General features: G+C 60.8%; 12 protein-coding genes and 1 other RNA gene. 6 read left to right on the forward strand and 7 right to left on the reverse strand.

The window, feature by feature from the left end; all coding sequences use genetic code 11:
- Positions 1–84: 84 nt before the first annotated feature.
- Both ACFCU0_RS04980 and ACFCU0_RS04985 read right to left on the reverse strand, forming a co-directional pair.
- Positions 85–1,659, reverse strand: coding sequence for a hypothetical protein (locus tag ACFCU0_RS04980; RefSeq protein ID WP_434972562.1), 1,575 nt, complete (start codon positions 1,657–1,659; stop codon positions 85–87).
- 314 nt (positions 1,660–1,973) lie between these two features.
- The gene (locus tag ACFCU0_RS04985; protein WP_434972563.1) at positions 1,974–2,642 is read right to left on the reverse strand and encodes a hypothetical protein; all 669 of its coding nucleotides are present in this window, start codon (positions 2,640–2,642) and stop codon (positions 1,974–1,976) included.
- A gap of 256 nt (positions 2,643–2,898) precedes the next feature.
- Here ACFCU0_RS04985 and ACFCU0_RS04990 point away from each other — a divergent pair, with 256 nt between their 5' ends.
- On the forward strand, positions 2,899–3,441 hold the full coding sequence (locus tag ACFCU0_RS04990; RefSeq protein ID WP_434972564.1) for a GNAT family N-acetyltransferase: 543 nt from the start codon (positions 2,899–2,901) through the stop codon (positions 3,439–3,441).
- 196 nt (positions 3,442–3,637) lie between these two features.
- The gene (locus ACFCU0_RS04995; RefSeq protein WP_434972565.1) at positions 3,638–4,045 is read left to right on the forward strand and encodes a SnoaL-like domain-containing protein; all 408 of its coding nucleotides are present in this window, start codon (positions 3,638–3,640) and stop codon (positions 4,043–4,045) included.
- A 99-nt stretch (positions 4,046–4,144) separates the two neighbouring features.
- On the opposite strand, the gene ssrA is transcribed toward ACFCU0_RS04995, so the two are convergent.
- Positions 4,145–4,512, reverse strand: a transfer-messenger RNA (tmRNA) gene (gene ssrA, locus ACFCU0_RS05000).
- Between the two features lie 335 nt (positions 4,513–4,847).
- Between ssrA and ACFCU0_RS05005 the strand changes: the two genes are divergently transcribed.
- Both ACFCU0_RS05005 and ACFCU0_RS05010 read left to right on the forward strand, forming a co-directional pair.
- Positions 4,848–7,103 carry a protein-disulfide reductase DsbD family protein gene (locus ACFCU0_RS05005; protein WP_434972566.1) on the forward strand — a complete coding sequence of 752 codons (2,256 nt, stop codon included), beginning with the start codon at positions 4,848–4,850 and terminating at the stop codon, positions 7,101–7,103.
- A 117-nt stretch (positions 7,104–7,220) separates the two neighbouring features.
- The gene (locus ACFCU0_RS05010) at positions 7,221–7,847 is read left to right on the forward strand and encodes a thioredoxin family protein (RefSeq protein WP_434972567.1); all 627 of its coding nucleotides are present in this window, start codon (positions 7,221–7,223) and stop codon (positions 7,845–7,847) included.
- A gap of 125 nt (positions 7,848–7,972) precedes the next feature.
- Here the strand turns inward: ACFCU0_RS05010 and ACFCU0_RS05015 are convergent, their stop codons facing one another.
- On the reverse strand, positions 7,973–8,881 hold the full coding sequence (locus ACFCU0_RS05015) for a hypothetical protein (protein WP_434972568.1): 909 nt from the start codon (positions 8,879–8,881) through the stop codon (positions 7,973–7,975).
- A gap of 748 nt (positions 8,882–9,629) precedes the next feature.
- Here ACFCU0_RS05015 and mazG point away from each other — a divergent pair.
- Both mazG and ACFCU0_RS05025 read left to right on the forward strand, forming a co-directional pair.
- Positions 9,630–10,496 carry a nucleoside triphosphate pyrophosphohydrolase gene (gene mazG / locus ACFCU0_RS05020; RefSeq protein ID WP_434972569.1) on the forward strand — a complete coding sequence of 289 codons (867 nt, stop codon included), beginning with the start codon at positions 9,630–9,632 and terminating at the stop codon, positions 10,494–10,496.
- A 156-nt stretch (positions 10,497–10,652) separates the two neighbouring features.
- Positions 10,653–11,792 (forward strand): type III polyketide synthase, encoded by a 1,140-nt coding sequence (locus ACFCU0_RS05025; RefSeq protein WP_434972570.1) that lies wholly within the window; start codon positions 10,653–10,655, stop codon positions 11,790–11,792.
- 147 nt (positions 11,793–11,939) lie between these two features.
- Here ACFCU0_RS05025 and ACFCU0_RS05030 read toward each other — a convergent pair whose 3' ends face one another.
- The 3 genes from ACFCU0_RS05030 to ACFCU0_RS05040 all read right to left on the reverse strand — a co-directional run bounded on the left by ACFCU0_RS05030 (position 11,940) and on the right by ACFCU0_RS05040 (position 16,616).
- A complete protein-coding gene (locus tag ACFCU0_RS05030; protein ID WP_434972571.1) occupies positions 11,940–13,268 on the reverse strand; it encodes an amidohydrolase family protein in 1,329 nt (442 codons plus the stop codon).
- A 55-nt stretch (positions 13,269–13,323) separates the two neighbouring features.
- Positions 13,324–14,739, reverse strand: coding sequence for an amidohydrolase family protein (locus ACFCU0_RS05035; RefSeq protein ID WP_434972572.1), 1,416 nt, complete (start codon positions 14,737–14,739; stop codon positions 13,324–13,326).
- 80 nt (positions 14,740–14,819) lie between these two features.
- On the reverse strand, positions 14,820–16,616 hold the full coding sequence (locus ACFCU0_RS05040) for an amidohydrolase family protein (RefSeq protein ID WP_434972573.1): 1,797 nt from the start codon (positions 16,614–16,616) through the stop codon (positions 14,820–14,822).
- Between the last annotated feature and the right edge of the window lie 132 nt (positions 16,617–16,748).

The raw sequence follows: 16,748 nt of genomic DNA on the forward strand, positions 1-16,748 counted from the left end.
ATTCCGGGGCGAGCGGGTCCGATGCCGGATGCATGCGTACGAACGGTTCGTGTCGCATGCATCCGGGACGGTTTCCCGAACGGTCTACGACCATTTCTCGACCTTCGGCGACGGATTCGGGAGCTTCGGTAGCAGCTTGCACTTAAATCCGATCAGTTGCATTCCCGGTACTTTGAGGCCCTCGTTGGTCACGGAGCGATCGAACGACCGTTCGCTACTTCCGCGCTTGTACGAACCGCCGCCCAGGTTAATCGGGCCGAGGGAGACACCGACATTGCCTTCCAGTTCTTTTCGGATCGCGCTGCTCTGCTGATGTAGATCGCGGAAGTTGAGAGCCACATTTCTGACGAAGATGGCGGTCGTTGGATACGCGATCATCGACCCGCTCGGCGGCTGTTTGCCGTCGGACAATGCGTCGGTGAGGTTGGTAAGGTTCGGCATATCGTCCCCGAACCGCCAGGCTTCGCTGAACAGGAACTCCGACGACATCCACGGCCGCGAGATCATGGCCTGTGCGATCTCGAACGTGATCCTGAAGTCTGAGACGTCCATCTCGCTGTCGAACGTTTCCTTCGAGCCGGAGGCGCCCGCGTTGATCTTCACCAGCCAGGACGCGATAGGAATGGTTGCTTTGGCTTTCCACGCGTTGTGCGTCCGCTTCACGTTCGACGAGACGTCAGAGTGGGAAAAGGATTGTTGCTGCCAGCCATCCGAAAACGGTAGGCCCGCGGGGATCAACGACGTCCAGTAGAATTCTTCACCGCTTGTCGGGTCCGTGAGTTTTGCCTTGTCCAGCCGGTCGAGCAGGTCCTCCTTCAGCAGCATCAGGTCTCGCATCGTGACCTGGTTAATGAACGCCCAGATTTTCTCGATGTCGTTTTTATGGCCTGTGGAAACCCACTTGCTAAAGGCTGCGCGGACACGGCGACGGTAATTGCTGGCATTCAGTGCCCAGTCCTGCACGGCCGCAGCGTCGCTGGCATTCAGCGCGGCGAGGCGCTTCGAGTTGTATTCGAGCGAGGCGTCGAGAAATTCGCTCATTAACTCGTAGTACCGCGTGACGACAGGGCTGTCGACAACCACCTCCTTGGTCTCGCCGGAAATAAGGTCTTCTTCCTCCTTGACCTCGATCAGCAGGTTGCGGAATCGCTCGAGCTTTTCTTCTTGATCGTCCGTCAGTTCACCGTCGGCGACCTCGCAGAATCGAAGCACGTTGCTGTATACGCTCGCGATCGACGATCCATCTTGCGTGAACGCCGAGCTGTCGAACATCTTGCGTTGTTGATCCTCGTCGTAAATCCCGCTCGGGTTGGGGATGAAGTTGACGAGTCGCGACCAGTCGGCCGCTCGAAGAATGCGTCGGTTGATGTCTTCTCCGATCGATGCGGGGGGAGCGCCGTCGCCTCGCGGGGCGTCTTCGACGGCGTCACCATCCAGCGGGGCGGCTCCGACACCGGCGTCGCTGCGACCGCTGAGGCCCTTGACCGCAAAGTCAAAGTCGTGGGGTTCGAAGGGGAGGCCGGGCTGGCACCAGGCGATGAACCGGTCGTCGGGCAGTGCGTCGGCATCAATATTGGGCCGTGCCGTGAGCGACTCGTAGAGTTTGCCGAGAAAGGCGGTTACGACGTGCTGCTTGTTTACAGCGGTAGTATCGGGCATGAGGAGTCGGTGCAGATGGGTTGGAAAGGGCCTGACTCGATTGGATCGATCTGTGACAGCGGCGCCAGGTTGACGTCGCTGCAAGGGGCCTCACACACGTTGTGGGAGCGAAGCTGTGGAGCCGCCGAACCGGTATGCCGGCAGCGGGCCTGCGAAGCTGCGGAGATCTGCGGCACTGGCGGGTGCTGCGGGTCCGTCAGGGGAGAATGCGGATGCGCCGAGAAGGGGAGGGCGCGGGAACGACAAGATGGCACTGCGGGAACAGTGCTGGAAATGGGGCGGCCGCGAGGCGGCCGATAGAAGAGGACACTTCGTCAGCGGCCGCTGATCATGGATTGGAGAACGTTTCGTGCATGGACATCGAACTTCCCCGACAAATCGAACAAGCCATCGGATGCCTGCAAATCATCAACTGCAGCAATCGTTATGGGGCCATTAATCCCGTCCACCGTTCCGGCGGTAACGCACGCCTGTTTCAGCGAATTTAGCCGATGGGCTACTCCGGGTATCCGCTCCAGATAATCGAGCGTTCGCTCGGGCACGGAAATAGGTTGCTTAGATTGGAGACGCCAATACACGAGCAGCCGGTCTTCGTGGTATGATGTCGTGACGACCTGACCGTTCAGATCGTCGCCGAGCACGCAAATGCGACGCTCATCCCGGGCGTATCCGATGTAAATACCGACGTGACCAAAAGGGGAGTAGCGACCTCGGAGCCAGAAAACGACCGTGCCTCCCGGTTTCGGGTCAGCGATTAGCACACCAACGCTCAGCCAGGAGCGGGTTCGCCCGGTCTTCGAACGTCCTACTTTGGCCTCCGTCGCGACCGGGTTTACGTAGCACCTCCACCGCGCGATTTCACCATCGTCGGTCCACGTCTGTCCAGACGTCTGGACGTGATCGACGATGCTGTTGTCGTGCTCCGTACCGTCAACCTCTTTCACACCTGACTCAGCGGTGGTAATCTGAAGGAGTCGGTGCATGACGGATATTGGGACATCCATTTCCTCCTGGTTCGCCTGAGAACACGTTGAAGATACGACGAGCATGGCATAGGTTCACCTTATCTTTGTCTTACGGTCGGTTGGCACGTCAATGCTTTCATTTCGCGCTAAGCGCAGAGCGCGATGGGTGTCGCATTGGTTCGGCTTCGCATTGTCAGGCGAGGAATTGATGCGAGGCTGTGCACACCGACGTAATTGACTGGGCCGCCATTTTCGTTTGGAACGGAGAACCGCCATGTCCAACCCTACGCTGAGCCACCGAAAAGCGCAGATGTCTGACCTCGATGCGATCAAGGCGCTCATCGATCGGGCCATCGCGGATCTACAGACGCCGTTTCTGGATGAGATTCAGATTGAGGCGAGCCGGACGATCATGGGCGTCGATACCCAGTTGATCGAGGACGGGACGTATTTCCTCGTCATGATCGACGGCGAACTTGCCGGCTGCGGTGGATGGAGCCCTCGTGCGACGCTGTATGGCGGAGACGAGACGCCGGGTCGGAACGGTGCATACCTCGATCCAAATCACGATCCCGCACGGATCCGAGCGATGTACACGCATCCAAGGTATGCGCGCCGGGGCGTGGGGCGTCGGGTTCTGTCGCTCTGCGAAATCGCCGCTCAGGAGGCCGGGTTTCAGCACGTGAGGCTCGTATCGACGCTGGCCGGTGAACCGCTGTATCGTGCCTGCGGGTACGTCGCGGAAGAGCGATTCACGGATGATCGAGGCGGTGCGCCCGTCCCGCTGATGCACATGCAAAAGCGACTCTGCCCGTGATCAATCGTTCCTGGAGTACAGTCGGACGCAACAGCACTACGGGCGGCGTGGGAGCACGAAGGGCGGCGCACGGAGATCTGACGATTGGTCGATCCGATCCGAGTAGGCTTGAATGCGGTATGATTGATTCCTTCGTACCGCGCGGATGTCCTGGTAGGCGCGAACACACCCCGTACATCTACACGGTAGATTGATCATGACGTACCTCGAACGAGCAAAAGACCTGTACGCCCAACTGGATCAGGGCAACATCATGGACGCTTTCGAGCGCTATTACCACGAAAACGTTGTGGTAGTGGAGGCTGATGGCCAGGAACGCCACGGCAAGGATGCGCAGCGACGAGCCATCGAAGAATGGATGTCCTCAGTCGAAGAAATGCACGACGGCGCTACGGAGCATATCACCTCGAATGAAGCGGAGGGGGTCACAATGGTCCAGAGCTTCACGGACGTGACGATCCACGGAGAGCGGATGCCGTTCCGCGAGATTGCCGTCCAGGAGTGGGAAGGCGATCAGATTGTACGAGAGTCCTTCTTTTATTTCGTCCCCATGGACGTTCAGCAGAAGATGGCCGAGCAGGCGGCGCGCAGGAAACCGGCATGATATGAACCGATGCCTTCGAGCCGAATATGCAACCGCGTACGAGACCTTTGGACATAGAAAAAGCCCCGCACACCGGAAGGTATGTGGGGCTTTGCTTACTGGTGGAGATGCCGGGAGTCGAACCCGGGTCCGAGTAGCCGCACTTGTCGAACATCTACCTGCATAGTCACTGTTTTTCATGTCGCGCTTGGCTCCAGCCCAGTGTCGAAGCCAGCCAGGCGCCAAGGCTGATCAAGTTTCGCCACCTAGCCGCTCAGCCGGAGCGACAGATGACTAGACCTACTAATCGATGTCTCTAGCGGCTCATAGGCCGAAGCCCTCTAGAGACAGATGGGGCGTTTACGCCGCCATCGCGTACGAATAATCGTCCGCAGTTACGTGTTCCTAACGAGATTTACGAGCATATTAGGAAGCTCGGCAGGACAGTCCGCAGCCCGTTTACTACCCGTCGAAGCCGTGTCATCCCCGAATGTAAAAGAACTGGACCGCCCGCGTGGAGCGCTGGCGAGGCATCGCGTCGCGACCTCGCTCTGTCCATAGCATTAGACCTCTGTGCCTCCTGTGTGTTCCAGGCGAAAGTGACCGTTCAGACCGGTCGCGAGACACCGGCTCAGTGAATGGACGTTCGTTCCCGTTCGTGTCGTTGTGCGCTCCGCTGCCAACACAATTGTGCAATTCGTGATACAACACGGACCTCAACGACGCAGGATCGGTCTGATTGCGCAGATCATGCCAGGAGGCCGCCGTCTATCTCACCGGCAGATTACGAACGCGCGCCGTTAACTCAGATCCCTCATCGGTGATGCGTCTCCGGTCTTTTTCCTTTTCCACGCTGTGCCGATTCCAGGTCTCAATCATGGTGAAACGGCTTCGTCGACATGTCTTCACGTTCATCCTGATCATGTTCGGGGTGCACGTCACGGGTTCGCCCGTGACGGGGCAAACGGCCTCGGCTGACACGTCGGACTCAAGTCCTCACAGTGAAGCGTCGCTCGCGAGTACCGCATCCGCCGTCGCACCGGGCCAGAGGTTTACGGTCGCCCTCGATATAGAGATGGAAGAGGGGTGGCACACGTACTGGATCAACCCGGGCGACTCCGGGGAACCAGTCACGATCGAGTGGTCTCTGCCCGACGGAGTCGAAGCCAGGGCGTTCGAGTGGCCGTATCCGCGTCGCATCGATGCCAGCGTGCTGACGAGTTACGGGTACGCCGACCGCGTATTGTTACCCACGAGTGTGTCGGCGTCGGGCGATCTGGCCGTCGGCGATTCCATCACGATCCGCGGTGAAGCAAGCTGGCTGATCTGCGCTGACATTTGCCTGCCCGCATCCGCCACCGTCGAAAGCACCTTTCCTGTGGCGGCTGAACCCGTCGCCGCTTCGCCGGCAGAGGTTCGACGCGTTGAACAGGCGCAGGCGCGTGTCCCGACGGTGGCCTCCGACTGGACATTCGAAGCGACGCGGAGCGAGGGAAGCTATGGTCTCGCCTTCACGGTAGATGATGGCAAGGTGCCGGACATCTCGTCGGCTCAGTTCTTCCCCGAAGACGGCGATGTACTGGATCACGCGGCTGCGCAGCCCCTGACGCGACAGGAAGACGCCTTTCTGATGGCCCTTCAGGAGTCGCCTTACGCGCAGACCCCGGCCGATACGCTCCGCGGTGTGCTCGTGGCGCCGTCCGGTGCGTCGTGGATCCCGGGAGAGGAGGTCCGCGCCATCCGTGTACATGCTCCTGTCGTCGACGACGGAGCCGGAACCCTCTCGATCCTGGAGGACGGCCTAGCCGCCTCCACCGGATCAGGCGGCGGACGAGTGGCCATTGGATGGGCCCTGCTGATGGCGTTCGCGGGCGGACTACTGCTAAACCTCATGCCATGCGTTTTTCCCGTCTTATCGATTAAAATCCTCGGGTTTGCCGATTCGTCTGGTGACGACCCGACCGCGATGCGGCGCCATGGCTGGCTGTTCGGTGCGGGTGTGCTGGTCTCCATGTGGGTATTGGCTGGCACGCTTCTCGGTCTGCGGGCGGCAGGCAATGAGATCGGCTGGGGGTTTCAACTCCAGTCGCCCGCGTTCGTCGCGCTCATGGCGCTGCTCTTTGCTGGCATTGGCTATAACCTCCTGGGGGCGTTTGAAGTCGGTACGACGCTCATGAACTGGGGCGGTCGTCTTCAGGGCACAACGCCGGACAGCGGCAATCGGAGCGCGTTTATGACCGGTATTCTCGCTACGATCATCGCAACGCCTTGCACGGCGCCCTTCATGGGGGCAGCCCTCGGCGTCGCGCTTGCATCGTCTGCGCCGGGTGCTGTTGCCATCTTTACGATGCTCGGCGCTGGAATGGCGACACCGTACGTTGGGCTCTCCATGACCCCTCGATTGCTCGACCGGCTGCCGGAGCCCGGAGCCTGGATGGAGTCGCTGAAACAGTTTTTCGCCTTCCCCATGTTTGCCACGGCCATCTGGCTTCTGTGGGTGTTCGCGCAGCAGACCGGACACAACGCTGTCGCGCTGCTGCTCTTCGCCATCCTTCTGCTGGGAGTCGCAAGCTGGATTCTGAATCGCTGGTCTGCAGCGACCCTCTCCCGAACGGCGCGTGTCGCGACGCGCGCTGTCGTCGCTGCGATCATTGCCGGTGCCGTTACGCTTGCCCTCGTCGGCGCCCAGTACGACCGGGCGCGCTCCGCGAGCACGTCGACGCCGAATGGCGACGCGAGGTGGATGAGCTACTCAGCGGAGCGAGTCGACAGCCTCCGATCAACGGGCCGACCGGTCTTCATCGATTTCACCGCGGCCTGGTGCCTGACGTGTCAGGTCAACAAGCAAACCGTCCTGAGCACACCGGAGGTGACGGAGGCGTTTGAGCAGAGCAACGTCGCGCTCATTCGCGCCGACTGGACCAATCGCGACGCGGACATCACGAAGGCCCTCGCCTCCCACGGCCGAAGCGGCGTTCCGGTCTACGTTTACTACGCCGGGCCGAACGCGCGCCCCGAGATTCTACCCGAGGTGTTGACGAAAGACATGATCCTCGACCGCCTGAATCGCGGCACCTGATCGAATCCGGCTGCCACGCGTTCGCTACGCCGGCATGATGCATTCTGTCGGACGCGCGGACCGTGTGCCCTCATACCGGTTCTACCTCAACGTATCCAATTCAACCACCGAACGACCATGATGATACGCCGATTCATTACCTCTGTCTTTGCTGTGCTCCTCATCGGTCTGGCTCCGTCGGGTCTCCTCGCGCAGGAAGCGACCGTGAATCAGCAGGCTCCAAACTTCACCCTGACAGCCGCTGACGGTGAGACGCACAGTCTTTCTGATTTCCAGGGCAAATATGTCGTCCTCGAATGGCTGAACTACGGTTGCCCGTTCGTGCAGAAGCATTACCAGAGCGGCAACATGCAACAGTTGCAGAAAACGTACACGGAGAAGGACATCGTCTGGTTGTCGATCGTCTCAAGCGCGGAGGGCAAGCAGGGATACTACCCGCCGAACGAGATGCTCGAGCAGAAGAAAAAGCACGACGGCGAAATGACCGCGATTCTGATGGACACGTCGGGCAAGGTGGGGCGCGCGTATGGCGCCCGAGTCACGCCGCACATGTACGTCATCAACCCGGAGGGCCAGCTGATATACAAGGGCGGCATCGACGATAAGCCGACCACGGATACCGCCGATATCGAAGGAGCAACCAATTACGTCCAGCTGGCGCTCGATCAGGCCATGAACGGAGGTGAGGTCGAGGTCCAGACCGCTCGTCCGTACGGGTGCACGGTAAAGTACGCTGCCAAGTAAGGGCCTTGAGGATTGCGTATACAGAGAGCCGGCCTGTCGACTTCCATCGACGGGCCGGCTTTTTTGATGAAGGTCCCGAACGGGGCAGGCAGCGGTTGACGTCACCTGAACTGCGCCAGAGTGCATCACGCACGGTATGTTTGGCGGAGGAGGGAGGCGCGGGGTAGCTGGATCGTTGGCGCCGGGGCGGAAGAAGCGTTCCCCGATGCGCTGTTGGTGCAAGCGTCCTTGTGGGATGGCGAAGCCTCTCCCTCCCCCCACGATTCGAGTGACGGATCTGCGTGAACCACGTCGAACATAGAAGCATCACGGTCGGTGTCGTCGCTGGTGACGGCGTCCGAGGTGCGTGATCCCGCGTCACCGGATTCTGCGCCGTGAAGGTCCGGCCCGGCGTCATCGAGGGCTCCGTCTTCGCCGAGACGGGACAAGATATCCAGAACGAATGCCGGCAATGTTGTTTGATCGGAGTCGCCGGCACCCTGACGCGTCGCATCTTCGACGGTAGCATTCTGCCGGTCACCACTCTCGATCAGAGCACCGCCAACCTCGGGCGGTGGGTCGAAACGTTCACCATCCCCTTGCTGGGATGCATGTCGTCGTGGATCGGCGGCTTCCTGGGCCGCACGAACGGCGCGGTGCAGCTGACGCATGGCGGTCGCCGGTGACATGGAGTTCGCGCTGTCAGACGGGCGGGCTTCCGGCTCCTTCGTGTGACCCCGCGTGCTACGGGGAGAGGGTGTGGCGACGGGCGCTTCTTCGGAGCTCGCGCCATCCCCGCCTTCCATCTGGAGATACGCCTGCCGTAAAAGGTCGCGCGCCAGGTCCTCGAGGTCTCCGTCCCTTCCCGCGAGGACCGAACGCAGGGTGTCGACGATGTGTGCGTCCATCATGATCTCAAGACGAACCTGGCTATCGGTGCTACTTCGGTCGGGTGACACGGCGCCCTCGTTTACAAGCGTCTCACCCGCCGGGTCGTCCATCTTCGACGTCGAGGGAGATGGGCTACTCGTCGATGATGCGCGAGGCTGAATCACGATTCTAAGGGGGTCAATTCGGCAACGGACGAGGGAACGGCTTCATCTGTATCGGTCCGGACCGATACGTCTCTTCGTTCAGGTCTTGTTAAGGCAATAACCCGTCCAGTCTTAAACGAATCCACACACCTGCTCATCGTGTCGCCCTGTCCCGGCCTGAGTGCCGCTTTTACGTCCGCCGTCGGACTCCGGGACGACCATACCGAACCTATACATCGGTCTGACATCTGAAATGAGGCGTAAATCAAACACTGAGGTGTAAACTCGTAACCGGTAAAAATCACAAGATGACAATCTGCGGTGCTGCGTACATTGTCGTATACAGCATGTATATCACATCCTAAAAGTAATATAATCGAATATGCAGGGTAATGACATGGATTGCGTTCCTCGTAAGGACAACGCGTATTGATTTGCATGCTGCAGAAAAGTCAATCAATTCCGCGCGATTGTTGGCGGATGAATGGCTGCCTCACCTCTGCCGGTATCGACGTAGTCCACGCCTGAGGCTCTGCATCGAGTGCGCACCCTCTGGAGCCACTGGGCCTGACACGTGGCTTTTCCCCGACTGGATCGAGTACGATACCATACGTCAGATGCGCTCGCCGACACGTGGAATACATCCTTGGTCAGGTCCGGCACGGCGTTCTTTCCCGGCAACTTCACACCGGGCGTACCTTCATTCGGGTCTCGAGCGTGTATGGTTGGTACCACCTGTATCATTCGATTTGCACCATCCAGCCCGCTTATGAGCTCCTCGTCCAACGACCGTTCGGCCCCGGCGTTTGACCCCTCAGAGAAGATCTACGAGGATGAATTTGCCGAATCTGAAGAGCGCCTCGAAACCTATGCAGACTTTGCTGCCATTGTGAAGCAACTTCGCCGCGACTGCCCCTGGGATCGCGAGCAAACGCACGAATCAGTGAAGCACCTCCTGATCGAGGAGGCCTATGAAGTTGTGGATGCGATCGACTCCGGTGATCCGGAGGAGTTAAAGAAGGAACTCGGTGACGTTTTCCTGCACGTCCTCTTTCACAGTCGCATCTCGGAAGAGAAGGGCGGGTTTACGATTCAGGATGTGATTGCGGCGGAAATAGAGAAGCTCGTGCGACGGCACCCTCATGTGTTCGGAGACGCCACCGTCGGCGATTCCGAAGAGGTCCTATCGACGTGGGAAGAGATTAAGCAAAGGGAGCGAGAGGACGGGGAGGAGACGACCGCGTCCGTGCTGGACGGTGTCCCGCGATACCTGCCCGCGCTGCTTCAGGCACTGCGCATGCAGGAGAAGGCGGCGGGCGTCGGATTCGACTTCCAGAATCCGGATGATGCCTGGTCGAAAGTGGAGGAGGAGATCGATGAATTCAGACAGGCCGTCGACGAAGGCACCGAGGATGAACGCGCCGACGAGTTCGGGGATGTTCTGTTTGCTCTGGTCAATTACGCCCGATATGCGGACGTCAATCCAGAGACGGCACTGCGAGGGACAAACGATAAGTTCGCGCAACGGGTGCGCTTCATCGAGGAGGCCCTGCGAGAGTCAGGGCAAACGCTGGACGAGGTGACGCTGAGCGAAGCCGATGCGCTCTGGGAGAAAGCGAAGCAGCACGAGGAATAGCCGTTCGGAGGGATCGCGGCTACGCCGAGTGAGCCGCCGATTTTGCGACTCCGGTACGAGGGAGGGAGAACCACAGGTCCGGCGATGAGTGCATGGATCGACCCGACGGCACGCCGGGAAGGCCGCCCATTCATTTCGACTCCTTAACGCACCAAGATGGCTCTTACGACGATTGATGCGATTGCTACGGGACATCCGCCGCTTCGCAAACCGCAGTCCGATGCTGCCGCGATGATGGAGCAACTCGACGGGCTGTCGGCGCCGCTGCGGAATCGGCTCTCCACCGTCTACGAGCGGTCGGCCATCGAGTATCGGCATACGTGCGTCAACGACTGGGGTGCATCGTCTCCCGACGAGTTCGAGTTCTTTCCCCAAAACTGGGCGCTTGAACCGGCTCCGTCTACTGAAAAACGGAATGACTGGTACCGCCGCGCCGTGCTACCGATGGCGGAGGACGTGGGTCGGCGCGCAATCAAGGCGTCCGATACCTCGCCTGACGACATCACCCACATCATCGCCGTAAGCTGCACGGGTTTCTTTGCACCCGGCTTTGACGTCGCCCTGGTCAAGCGACTCGGTCTTCCCGCCAGCACGCAGCGCACGTTCATTGGCTTCATGGGATGCTACGCGGCCTTCAATGCGCTGCGAACGGCCCATGCATTTTGTCAGAGCACACCGGACGCCCGCGTCCTTATCGTCTGCGCAGAGCTTTGCACGCTCCACTTTCAGATCGAAGACACGCTGGAGTCGGTCGTCGTGAACTCGTTGTTCTCCGACGGCGCCGCCGGGGTCGTGGTCTCTGCTCGAGACGAGGAAGAAGCTACCGGTCGCCTCACGTACGTCGACAACGCCTGTCTGCTGGATGACGATTCGCTCGAGGACATGACGTGGGATATCGGGGATACGGGCTTTCAGATGGGCCTTTCATCCCGTGTACCCGGTGTGATCGCTGAGCACCTTCCATCCTACGTTGGCGACCTGCTCGGCCGGCACGACCTGTCGCGTGAGGACGTCGACTTCTGGGCCATTCACCCGGGTGGGCGTGCCATCGTGGAAAAGGCGAAGGAGGTGCTCGCTCTTGAGGAAAACGACGTGGCTGACAGTCTGGCCATCCTCCGACAACACGGCAACATGAGTTCACCGACGATTCTGTTCGTCTTAAAACGCATCATGGACCATCGTGCGGGGCGTACGGGCGGGGACGGCGCTGCCAATGCAGGCGCCGGCGATGTAGGTCTGGCCATGGCCTTCGGCCCCGGCCTCACGATCGAAGGTGCCGTCTTCAGATGGCTGTAAGCGTTGGGACGTTGGAGCGTTGGGACGTCCGACAAACGACATGACATAAGCGCCTGCCTATGCGTAAATGCCCAGTGGCAAACTCACCCGTTCGGGGCCCGAGACATTCGCACCTCGCCATTCGCCCTGCGCCCTTCGTCCTTCCCCCTATTCACTTACCCCGGGCGTTCGATTCAGAAATTCGTCGTAGAGCTTCGTGTGACGGCTTTGAATCGGGATCTGATAACCCTGAATGAAGAGGTGGTGGACCGTCGTCTTCGTTTCGAACGGGTCGCCGTCCGTCACGAACAAATTGGCCTGTTTGCCAACCTCAATGGATCCGAGGCGGTCGTCCACGCCGAAGATTCGCGCGGGTTCGATGGTAACCGCTCGTAGCGCGTTTTCCCGCGTCATGCCGTAGGCTGCGGCAAAGCCCGCGTGGAAGGGGAGATTCCGGACGTTTTCAGCGTCACCGGTTCGTAGCGCCACCTGAACGCCGGCGTCCTGGAGCAGGGCGGCATTTCGGTAGGGTTTGTCGTACCGATCCGAGTCGCGAGTGGGAACGGAGAGGACCGGGCCCGCGAGCACGGGCACGTTGGCGTCGGCAATGGCGCCCGCCACACGCCACCCCTCCGCGGCCCCGCTGAGGACCATCCGGTCGATCACGTCCCGCTCGGCCGCCCATTCCAGTGCGGAGCGTATATCTGCGGCCTTATTGGCTCGCACGAGGAGCGGCATGTCTCCGCGCACTACCGGAGCGAGGGCCTGCATCGCCGGGACGTACTCAACATCCTCAAGTTCGCGGCCTTCGGCCTGTCGGGCCGAGTCGATCCGCGTGTAGAGCGCGGCCTCGTCCCACATCTCGTTTAGCTTCTCCATCGCTTTGTCGGCGGCTTTCTCGATCTCCTCCGTGGAGCGGCGATCCCAGCGTCCCTGACGTCCCGTCGAAGGAAATTCGAGCACGACGAGTTCAACGCCACCCTGATGCATCTGAGTTGGCGTGTAGCCGTGCAGGTCGATCAGGGCCGCCGTTCCCGGGAAGAGGCCCCCGGTCGGCGCGGTAATGACCGTCGTGACACCGCTGACGCGGGTAACGGGGATGGTGACGGAGTTCGGGTTCACGGCCGTGAGCGCCCGCATCTCCGGCGTTAGATCGCCGATCTCGGAGAAGTCGCGCGTTTCATCAAGCGAACCTACCTCGACGAGACCGAGACGCGTGCCGCTGTCGAACAGGCCCGGGTAGACCGTCAAGCCGGATGCGTCGATCACCTCGGCATCTGCCGGGACATCGACGGAGGGTCCAACGCCGGCAATGGTGTCGGCGCGGATCAGAAGGGTGCCGTTATCGATCGGTTCGCTGGTGACCGGGACGATCCGCGCGTTGGTAAGCGCGAATGTGCCCTGACGGCCGGGAGCCTTTTGCCCGTGCGCGAGCCGGCTCGCCGGATCGACAACCAAAACGGCGATGAGGAGGATCAGAAAAGATCGAATGTACATCGAGAAAACCATCAGGTCGGGCGACGGGCGGCGAGAAGGAGGGAGGGAGCGGAGGTCAGTGGCCGGACTGCCAGAAGGTCGTGCCTTCATGGCCGTAGCGCCCGACATCCTGAAGGCAGCTTCCATGTCGCGTGCCGGTTGACGACCAGTCGAACGCATCCTCGACGGAGGCTTCCGGATCGAGGCGAAGCCGCATATCATCCGGGTCGTTTTCCCGGTCGAATCGAACGACTCCGTCCACGTACGTCCGCTGCGCGACCGCGTACACCGACAACGGATGCGCGTCGAACACGACCAGGTCGGCGTCTTTGCCCACGTCGATGGAGCCGACCCGGTCGTCAATGCCAAGCTGGCGCGCGGGATTGATCGTGATCAGCGAGAGCGCCTGCCGGTCCGTCAGCCCGCCGTATTTCTGAGCCTTCGCCGCCTCGTGATATAGGTGCCGGTTCAGTTCGGGGGAGTCGGAGTTGATCGACGTCGTCACTCCGTTTTCCGTCAGGATGGCCGCGTTGTAAGCAGTCGAGTAGTAGACCTCGAATTTGTAGGCCCACCAGTCGCTAAAGACGGAGGCGCCTGCGTTGTGCTTTGCGAGCTCGGGAGCGACCTTGAATCCCTCGTTGACATGGTGGAAGGTGTAATTCTCGACGCCGAAATCTTCAAAGACGCGCATCAGCATCAAAATCTCGTCGGCTCGGTAGGAGTGGCACTGCACGAGTACATCCCCGGAGAGCACCCCAGCGAGCACCTCCATCTGCTCGCTGTGTTTGGGCGGGGCAGCGGCGTCTCCGTTTTCATAGGACTCCTTTGCAGCAGCATATCGGCTGGCCTTCGTGAGGGCATCCCGAATGACACGCTCCACGCCCATGCGGGTCCGTGGCACGACGTTATTGCCTTCCCCGTGAACGCGTGTCGGGTTCTCGCCGAGAGCAAACTTGATCGTGCGGGGTGCCCCTTTCATCCGAAGTTCGGCCGGATCCACGTGCCCGTAGCGATGCTTGATCGTTTCATTGCGACCGCCGATCACGTTCGCCGAGCCGTGCATCACGTGGCTCGTTGTGACGCCTCCGGCCAGTGCGCGATACAGATTGATATCGTAGGGATCGAGCACGTCTCCCACGCCGACTTCCGCCGTGACGGGTGCGGTTGCCTCGTTCACGCTCGAGATCGCGATGTGCGAGTGCGCGTCGATAATGCCGGGCATAACGTACATACCGGCAGCATCGTACGTCTCGACGCCGGATGGTGCCGACAGGTCGGTGCCGATGTCGGCGATCGTGCCGTCGCGTACGAGGATGTCGGTATCGGATAGCGTTTCGCCCGTGATGGTTATGACCGTCGCGCCGGTGATCAGCCAGTCATCGGAGGCGTCGCCGCGGAGCCGATCGGATTGCGCTGTGGCCGTAGCAGAGGCAGCCATCAGCAGGAAAAAGACGCTCAGCAGCGCCCGTGAACACATGGAGGTGGGGGACATTATGATTCGGTTCAGATCGTAAGAAATGCGGTGGAGGGAAGGGGCGTCGCAATCACACGCGACGAATTCGACGATTGAGACTAATCGCCGTCGGGGGCTGTCCGCGCTCCGCTGATCGGAAAGGAGCCGAAGCCGCCGCTGACCGAACCGTCGAACGCGTCGCCCTCTACATCGACCGTGACCGTGATTTCGCCGATGGTCTCACTCTCGAACTCGAACGACAGCGTCGTCCCGTCGAACGCGATGTTTCGGAGGTCGCTGGTCTCGTCGCTGCCCGATCCGGAGATCGTCCCAGATAGAGCCGATTCATCTCCCTCAAGAATGATGGTGCCGGTGTTATTTCCCTGCGGCGTCTCGAGTTCGTAGGTCCACGTTCCGACGACCGCCTCAACGGGAGCGGTGATTTCTGCTTCTTCGTCTTCGGTGTACTCGAAGCGCTGGCCGTCGACGAAGACATACTGAATGGCGGTATCCTCCTCGAACAGATCGCCGTCGGTGACGACCAGATTCGCAATTTTTCCGGTCTCTACGGTCCCAACTTGCTCACGGATGCCGAGGATCGTTGCCGGGTTCGTGGTGAGCGCTGCAAGAGCTGCCTCCTGCGGCAGGCCGTGCTCGATCATGGTTCGAAGATGGGCGTGGATGTCACCCGGCTTGACCTCTTTCGTACTGAACGCGAACGAAATGCCGGCCTCATGGAGGGTGGCCGCAGTGGCTCGGTACTGCTCAAGAATGGACCGTTGGCGCGCTTTCAGAACGCGCTCCTCCGACTCGAGGTCGTCTTCGGACATCACGCGGAGATCGGTTCTGAAAAAGCTCGACGGATCGTCGGGCGTGATGGCATGCCCGCGCGCCGCGGCGCGTGTCGTATCGGCGTCCGTCGTGTCCGTGTCCGTCGTGTCGGCTTCGATTCCGTCGGCGGGGTCGGGAAGATCCAGCGTCAGAAAAACAGGCACGTCCGCCTCCTCGAGAGCGTCCACGGTTTCAAACGCATCGGCAAGACCGGCAAGCATGACCCGGAGATCCAGTTCGTTCGCCAGCGCGAGAATACGGTGAGTGTCGAGCGCATTCTCCGCGTAGTAGAGCAGTGGCAGGTCACCCTCGACCACGGGCACGAAGGCCGAATGCACCGCGTCCGTCGGGGGCCGCGACCGGCCGCGCGGATCCTCGTGGTAGGCTTCGGCGAGCATCTGGCGGCGACGCGTTTCCCGCACGAGGTCTCGCATTTTTGCGATGACAGCCATCGGCGTGCTCGGCGCGATGACGTTCGGCCAGCTTCCCGGTGCGCCTTCGATCTGAGCAAACATTGAGGCGCGGTCGGCAAGGATCATCTCGTCGGGCGTCGACCCGGCGAGAAGGATCAGCCCGCCCTGACCGGGCAGCATCTGCCCGTCCGGTGCCACGTGTGCGAGACCGAATCCGGCCTTGCGCAGCGATTCGGTGCTTGACGGCTCAAGGAGCGGACGAATGGTACGCTCCGGCTGGATGCCGGCCTGCGCATAAGATCCGTCTTCATACTCCTCGTCCGGAATCTTGACAGCCGTATGTGACAGCCCGTCGATAAAGCCGGCATAGACGGTCAGCGAGTCGCCCTCGATGATGCGGGCGTCGAATGGAGGGGAGATGTCTCCCACCGCTTCGATGAGCCCGTCGCGGATGACGACGGTGGCGCGGTCGACGACCTGTCCCGGCGCCTGGACGACGCGCGCGTTCTTGATTGCAACGGTCTTGGTGACCGTCGGCACCGCATCCTGCGCCGTTGCAGTGCCTGCAGGGCGCAGGCAGATGACGAGGAATAGACTGACGAGGACAGGGAGGAGGCGACGAGAGACCCGAACCGAATGGGACGGGAGAGAGGGATCGAAAGTTGGTCTCATGCAGGGGGCAGAATGCAACAGACGAGGACGGATGGGCCTGTAGTGTACTACCTGCCGCGGACATTGTCGAACCCGCGCCGCGCCGTTCGTGACGCAGGGCTTCCGCTTGTTTCGTTCGGCGTCACGCGCGCC

Source organism: Longibacter sp. (assembly GCF_051155795.1).
Lineage (GTDB): Bacteria > Bacteroidota > Rhodothermia > Rhodothermales > Salinibacteraceae > Longibacter.

Bases quoted from the DNA above. Each gene is read 5' to 3' on its own strand.
- ACFCU0_RS04990 (WP_434972564.1), top strand. From the start codon at position 2,899: ATGTCCAACCCTACGCTGAGCCACCGAAAAGCGCAGATGTCTGACCTC.
- ACFCU0_RS05035 (WP_434972572.1), bottom strand. From the start codon at position 14,739: ATGTCCCCCACCTCCATGTGTTCACGGGCGCTGCTGAGCGTCTTTTTC.
- ACFCU0_RS04980 (WP_434972562.1), bottom strand. From the start codon at position 1,659: ATGCCCGATACTACCGCTGTAAACAAGCAGCACGTCGTAACCGCCTTT.
- mazG (WP_434972569.1), top strand. From the start codon at position 9,630: ATGAGCTCCTCGTCCAACGACCGTTCGGCCCCGGCGTTTGACCCCTCA.
- ACFCU0_RS05010 (WP_434972567.1), top strand. From the start codon at position 7,221: ATGATGATACGCCGATTCATTACCTCTGTCTTTGCTGTGCTCCTCATC.
- ACFCU0_RS05040 (WP_434972573.1), bottom strand. From the start codon at position 16,616: ATGAGACCAACTTTCGATCCCTCTCTCCCGTCCCATTCGGTTCGGGTC.
- ACFCU0_RS04985 (WP_434972563.1), bottom strand. From the start codon at position 2,642: ATGCACCGACTCCTTCAGATTACCACCGCTGAGTCAGGTGTGAAAGAG.
- ACFCU0_RS05030 (WP_434972571.1), bottom strand. From the start codon at position 13,268: ATGTACATTCGATCTTTTCTGATCCTCCTCATCGCCGTTTTGGTTGTC.
- ACFCU0_RS04995 (WP_434972565.1), top strand. From the start codon at position 3,638: ATGACGTACCTCGAACGAGCAAAAGACCTGTACGCCCAACTGGATCAG.
- ACFCU0_RS05025 (WP_434972570.1), top strand. From the start codon at position 10,653: ATGGCTCTTACGACGATTGATGCGATTGCTACGGGACATCCGCCGCTT.
- ACFCU0_RS05005 (WP_434972566.1), top strand. From the start codon at position 4,848: ATGCGTCTCCGGTCTTTTTCCTTTTCCACGCTGTGCCGATTCCAGGTC.